10 protein-coding genes are annotated in these 6222 nt (G+C 32.5%); 8 read left to right on the forward strand and 2 right to left on the reverse strand.

From position 1 onward, the window contains the following. Positions 1-117: 117 nt before the first annotated feature. Positions 118-447, forward strand: a complete 330-nt coding sequence (locus tag ACFSY7_RS10655; protein WP_380147812.1) for a hypothetical protein — start codon at positions 118-120, stop codon at positions 445-447. Between the two features lie 164 nt (positions 448-611). After that, complete coding sequence (locus tag ACFSY7_RS10660; protein WP_380147813.1) at positions 612-1127, forward strand: GNAT family N-acetyltransferase; 516 nt, start codon at positions 612-614, stop codon at positions 1125-1127. 256 nt (positions 1128-1383) lie between these two features. Here ACFSY7_RS10660 and ACFSY7_RS10665 read toward each other — a convergent pair whose 3' ends face one another. Next, entirely contained in the window at positions 1384-1623 is a 240-nt protein-coding gene (locus ACFSY7_RS10665) for a hypothetical protein (protein ID WP_380147814.1), read from the reverse strand. 311 nt (positions 1624-1934) lie between these two features. Between ACFSY7_RS10665 and ACFSY7_RS10670 the strand changes: the two genes are divergently transcribed. Further along, positions 1935-2402, forward strand: a complete 468-nt coding sequence (locus ACFSY7_RS10670) for a GNAT family N-acetyltransferase (protein WP_380147821.1) — start codon at positions 1935-1937, stop codon at positions 2400-2402. Positions 2403-2440: 38 nt separating this feature from the next. Here ACFSY7_RS10670 and ACFSY7_RS10675 read toward each other — a convergent pair whose 3' ends face one another. Continuing rightward, positions 2441-2767: a nitrite reductase gene (locus tag ACFSY7_RS10675; RefSeq protein ID WP_380147815.1), complete on the reverse strand. Its 327-nt coding sequence runs from the start codon at positions 2765-2767 to the stop codon at positions 2441-2443. Positions 2768-2917: 150 nt separating this feature from the next. Between ACFSY7_RS10675 and ACFSY7_RS10680 the strand changes: the two genes are divergently transcribed. From ACFSY7_RS10680 to ACFSY7_RS10700, 5 genes are all read left to right on the forward strand, one after another. Further along, entirely contained in the window at positions 2918-3055 is a 138-nt protein-coding gene (locus ACFSY7_RS10680; protein WP_380147816.1) for a hypothetical protein, read from the forward strand. Then, on the forward strand, positions 3045-3791 hold the full coding sequence (locus ACFSY7_RS10685) for a hypothetical protein (protein ID WP_380147817.1): 747 nt from the start codon (positions 3045-3047) through the stop codon (positions 3789-3791). The genes ACFSY7_RS10680 and ACFSY7_RS10685 overlap by 11 nt, the downstream gene beginning before the upstream one ends. Positions 3792-3874: 83 nt before the next feature. After that, entirely contained in the window at positions 3875-4840 is a 966-nt protein-coding gene (locus tag ACFSY7_RS10690; protein WP_380147818.1) for a quinone oxidoreductase family protein, read from the forward strand. 208 nt (positions 4841-5048) lie between these two features. Next, on the forward strand, positions 5049-5579 hold the full coding sequence (locus ACFSY7_RS10695; protein ID WP_380147819.1) for an SF0329 family protein: 531 nt from the start codon (positions 5049-5051) through the stop codon (positions 5577-5579). A 143-nt stretch (positions 5580-5722) separates the two neighbouring features. Next, positions 5723-6088 carry a hypothetical protein gene (locus tag ACFSY7_RS10700; RefSeq protein ID WP_380147820.1) on the forward strand — a complete coding sequence of 122 codons (366 nt, stop codon included), beginning with the start codon at positions 5723-5725 and terminating at the stop codon, positions 6086-6088. Positions 6089-6222 lie beyond the last annotated feature (134 nt).

Consider the following 6222-nt stretch of genomic DNA (forward strand, 5'->3'; position numbering starts at 1 on the left):
AAGCACTTTCATTGATCAACAATCGACCAAGAAAGTGCCTCAACTGGAATACCACACAGGATGCATTTGAATGTGAAGTGGTGCAGTTAATTTGACAATCTATCTCATGAAAAAACCGTGGAATTTGATTATGCCGCTGAAAGAGTAGCCACTTTTTCATTAACTGCATATAAAAAAGCAGTCTTACAAGGCTTTTTAGATTTCATGTGGCATACGAATTTAGAATTCGAAGCCATTACACATGACTCTTTAGGTGATGAAATTGAGTATGTTGAATTACGAGAAGATACATATGGTATAAGTGAACTCTACACTTGTCGTTATATTTTCTTACAATATATGAAGGAAATCTATAAACAAAAAAGTTATGATTTAGAAAAATTAATAAATTTTGAGTTTGATTTAGATTATTATCATTCAAAATTAAAATACGATTTAGGAGACTAGGCAAGTATAGCTAGATGCAAAAAAACAGCTGATTAAGCTGCCTTTTTGTATTTAAATTGTATGAGCAATTCATGTAAAGGGGTGTTATCGGCACTTACGGAATTAGAGTGATTTTGTTTCCCAAACAGCGCTTTGGGAACGATAATAAAATAGAGGTGATACAAATGACTAATGACAAAAATACATATTCTATCAAAATAAGACCCATTGCTATCTCCGATTATGATGCTGTTTTAAGGTGGAGCCAAAATGAAACGTTCTGTCTAGCTAACCAATGGGAACTAAATCGAGATTCTAATGAGGTTTATTCTTGGTGGATTAAATGTGTAAATAATCCTTCTGAAAGCTTTGTCCGTATGGGAATTGAGTTTGATGGAAAATTAATTGGTTATACAGACCTTGCTAATCTCTCAAATGATTCAGCGGAGTTAGGAATTGCAATTGGAGAAAGTTCATTGTGGGGTAAAGGAATTGGATTTGAAGCTGCACATCGCACAATAGAATTTGCCTCAGCCGACTTAGGTATTAAAGCCTTTAAAGCTGAAACACACGAAACAAATATTCGTTCAAGAAAAATGCTTGAACGAATTGGATTTGAAGAAGTAAGTAGAATAGGTTCTGAAATTTACTTAGGAGAAAATAGTCGGTTAATACAATATCGACTAAATTTTGAGCGTTGAATTTATATAAATAACGTCCTCAAATGACACTTTGGTAACGAAAACAGCCTTGTTTGAGAGGCTGTTTTCATTATTTAGAGAATTTAATATAGCATTCCTCATACTGTTTCAATGGTTCAATAACAGGGTTCTTTAAATCAATGAATACTTGATGTTCCGCAGGCTTCCTTTCATCATCTAACCAACATATAAAAATTTCACAATAATCTCCTTCAGGAATTAATTCATTTAAAAATTCGCATAAATGAATAAATGCTTATTTTGCTTCTTTGAAATCTTGTGGATAGTATTGTTTGCTGGTCTCTGTCATCTCTTTAAATGATGTAGATGCTTCTTCCCATACTTCATAAACAAAGGGTGTGTTAAAATGCGATTCTCTCACAGCTATACGATGTTCTTCCTCTGAAAAACCATATATAATTTCTATTGGTAAATCATTTATTTCATCACTAATTTCTACTTCGAAATTTAAACCAATATAAGTTGCAATACTCAAAATGACTCCTCCATATTCTATTATTAAAATTATTATAACTTATACATAAAGAAAACAAAAAACGTTTCCAAATAAAAGTTTAGTAATATTAAAAAACTGAGAATCATTGTTAAATCAATGATTCTCAGCTTTTCTAGTTAACATTCTGATTCATGAAAGTATGCAAGAAAAAGTATCATCGATAATTATAAAATTGGAAATGTTTTGTTTCCAAGCAGCGTTCTGTGTCCAATTTTTCTTTTGATTAAAATAGTTAAAATATGTATATTTATTGAGTAACCGAATTTAGTAGAAACAGGGTGATTTACTTGATAGAACAGATAAATAGCGAAAATAGAGATAAAGTAATAGCATTTTTCAATGAACATTGGGGAAGTTCTGAAATGGTTATTTCAACAGGTATCTATACGTGTGAAAACTTAGATGGATTTATTTTTGAAGAAAATGACCAGATTGCTGGTCTAATTACATATGTTATCAAAGATAATGAGATTGAAATCATTTCATTAGATAGTATTTTAGAGGGGAAAGGTATTGGTACAGCTCTAATTGAAAAGGTCGAAAATGTAGCGAAGCAAAAACAAATAAATATCGTACGTTTAGTAACTACAAATGATAATCTAAATGCTTTAAGATTTTATCAAAAAAGAGGCTACAGGATTACCTCTATTATTCCTGACGCTGTAAATGAAGCCCGAAAAATAAAAGCCTCAATTCCTTTAATAGGCAATGATGGGATCCCATTAAACGATGAATTAGAATTGAAGAAAACAATCTAAATAATACAATTCAAATAACATTTTCGAATAAGGCATTGTTATTCTTCATTTCGAAGTCGAGCCACTTCTTCTAGCATAACAATAAACTTTACTTGCGCTTTTTCACTTCGAATTAATTTAGATACACGCCAAGAGCCTTCTAAATACTTTCTAATTTTTAAGCTTACAAAAAATGAACGATGATGTTTTTCATTTTCATATAAGTCATTAAACCAAGAATAATCTTTTAACTTTTCTATATTTTTATCTATCTTTTGAGTATTTAATTCGCTACTCCCACTAAGATTTACGCTTGATAGTAGACTTAAACTTAAAGTAACTACAACACCTAAAAATACAATTATCCAATTGCCGAGTTTTTCCATCAAACTCCTCCTTTAAGACAAGGCTGCAGTAATTTTAACATAGTAAGATGGTTATTAAACTACATAATTAATAATGTTCTATAAGAATAAAACAGTTACTAATTATTTTCACCCTAATAAAGAGAGACTTAAATGAAGGAGCAAAAGCCAATGCAAATAAAACCGACACCAACTGTAATTACAGCATGGATTGCGAATTATGTACCAGAGAAGGATGTATTCTTTTTAACAGAGGAGCAATACAAAAAACTAACGAAATACGTTCGCCATTCTTGCGATGCCTATTGATGAGTTTTTCAATCATAGTACCTATAACCAAATTCACTACACGAATAGTTATGAATACTGGAATATAAAACGAGCACAGTACGTGATCATTGCGGAAAGTGATTGGATTGAGCAATTATCAAATGCTGAAAGAACAACGATTTTAATGGCTCAACTTCAATGTGAGCGAGGTATGACCGTTCCCCTTTCATTTATTCAAAATCGTCAGGATGTGCCAGATGATTATATCCATGAAGGCCATATTATATTGCAACGAGCTATGTGGGAAAAAATGAGCTCGTCCACTAAGGTGCAGCTACTCGAAACAATGGTATATGAGTGGTGGGATAAAGGAGAATGTAAAGAACTTCCTGTGAATGCTCCAATTTTTCTACGTAAATTTGCGAATACATTTGGTACAAAACAAGGGTCAAATTGTTTAGCAGCAGTACTTTATGCTGTTACAGAAGGAAAATGCTCCTGGATTATTGATGAATGGATTCATCAAAATACATTTTTAGAAAAGCTTAAACAATGCCACTATCAAAATATAGAAACAAAGACTTTAGTAAAAGGTGACGTAGCTGTTTGGCAAGATACAGATGGTGTCATACAACATGCGGCTTACTGTATTGGAGAAAATCTATTTTTCAATAAGCATGGTCAAACCATATTTAATCCTTGGAAAATTCTTTCGAAATCACAGTTAGACAAGGAATGGAGCCAATTAAATATGCTTACTTATAGGGTGATTTAGTAACTATAAGAGTGACATTGCGTGCAAATAGTGTTCTATTTTAGAGTGAAAGTAGTTGTAAATGAATAGGAAAGTGATTTGAAATGAAAGCGATTGTACAACAGAAGTTTGGCGATGCAAGTGTACTTTCATATGAAGAGATTGAAACGCCAAAAATCAAAGACCAAGAATGTTTAATTAAATCAACTTTTACGAGTATCAATTATGCAGATATTAAAACACGTATTGGAAATAAAGGAACAGGCAATTTCCTTTTAATTTTAGGTTTAGACGTTGCTGGGACAATTGTTGAAACGGATACTAATTCGCCTTTTTCGATAGGGGATCGTGTCATTGCTTTTTCTAAAAATGGTTCATATGCAGAATATGTGATTGCAAATGAAAAGTTAGTTTTTAAGATTCCAGATAGTTTGTCATTTGAACAAGCTGCAGCCATGCCAACTGTATCAATTTTATCGTACATGCTGTTACATGAAATCGGACAAATAACAAAAACAGATGTTCTTGTTATTCATAGTGCTGCTGGTGGTGTTGGTTCGATGCTCGTACAATTGGCAAAATTAGCAGGTGTTGAAAAAATCATTGCGACAGTGGGCAATTTAGAAAAAGCGAATTATGTGAAAAAATTAGGGGCAGATGTGGTATGTACGTACGAAACGTTTAAAGAGGAAGTGTTAAAGCAAACGAATAATGAAGGTGCGAATGTCATTTTTGATTCGGTTGCGGGTGATATTACAAGCGAGAGTTTAGAATGCTTAGCTTTATATGGTACACTTGTGCAATTTGGTAATAGTAGTGATAAAGTGGGTACATTTAAAACAAGTGATGTTCATAGTAGCTGCAGAAATATTAAGGGCTTTAGTCTAGGGATAACGAGAAAATATCATCCCGAGCGATTAGCGCCAATTGCAAAAAAAGTAATCGAACTATTCGATTCTAAACAGCTCAATCTACCGATAGCACACATATTTAAATTAAGTGATGCAGCAGAAGCACATCAACTAATTGAAAGTCGTAATTACGAAGGGAAAGTTTTACTTAAAGTTTAAATTTTGAGTCCAGTAAGAACTTATATAATATGTAAAAAAGTCACGAATAAATGATCGTGGCTTTTCTATTTAATATCACGATGCATGAAAGTACCTAAGAAAAAATGTTATCGGTGGTTAAGGAATTTGAGAGATTTTGTTTCCTAAGAAGCGGATTTTAGATGTATGATTTATAATTAATACACATAAATTCAGGAGGTTTTTTTTATTGTATAGTGCAAAATGGAGTAAAGCAAAAAAACGCTTGAAAAGCTTCACCTGTGAATCTTTGCGTTCAAGAGTAGACTTTCAAGTGATTAATTATCGACGTGCTCACGACCAACTGGGTAGAACTGTCATTACAGTAGATAAAATAGAGAAGTTAAATATGTGTACAATTACAGCAGAGCGAGAGGAATATTACCGAGAACGATCAATTCAACAACAGTTGGATGATTTTGACTCCGAAGACCGAGTGAATATTTTAGCCATTCAAGAGCAAGCGTATCAACAGTTGAAAGAAGAAGCCATTTACGGACAATACGATTTCTTTTCTGCATTAGAAATATATTTTGACATGCCAATTGAGGAATGTTTACAGTCAAATGACATTCTGCTTAAAATATTATGTCTTTTGGACAGACGTGTTGGAAAAAGAACATTACTAAGGATGAAGGACACAATGACAAATGAACACACATTAATACAAGACTTTTTTAAACTGCGTTGTGAAGCAGAAAATATAAGATTAGCAGTATAACGTTTCCAAATGTCATTTTTGGAGGCTCAATCGAATAGGTACGACTATTTTTTGTATTAGCTACTTTGGGAACATTATATAGAGATTCATAGAAGTTTAATATAACATCGGTATATATTCGGTAAGATGAAGGAGTGGTTAAGATGCCTTATGTACATGAGTTTGGAATAATTGCGGATATAGAAGAAATAGAAGCAGAAGACAATGGATATTACCCTAAAATAGGTGATTGTATAACCATAGATGGAGATTTTATTGACGACTTATGTAATACTGATTTTGATGAAAAAATAGAAAAATTACAAACATTCGCAAATAGTCCAGATAGACCGTATAATGATCTCTGCTATTACGGAATAACATTGATACCACCGAGTTCTCATGCTTACTTTTTGAAAATTGTGAGTGAGGCAAATGATAAGTACAAATCGGAAGAACTTGAACAATTGATGGTAAAAATTGAGGAAGCAATAAAAATGGATAAATGGATGATTCATTTTGGTGTTTAATTGTCTCTAATAAGCAAAAAAAAGCAGCCTTGTCATAATCGCTGTTAAAATCCTCGATAATACCGTTTAAAAATTCCCCACTAATAACGGATAATCTATATTAGACAATATAGATTGGAAGTGTGGAGATGACG

This window comes from Kurthia populi (assembly GCF_042686175.1).
GTDB lineage: Bacteria > Bacillota > Bacilli > Bacillales_A > Planococcaceae > Kurthia > Kurthia populi.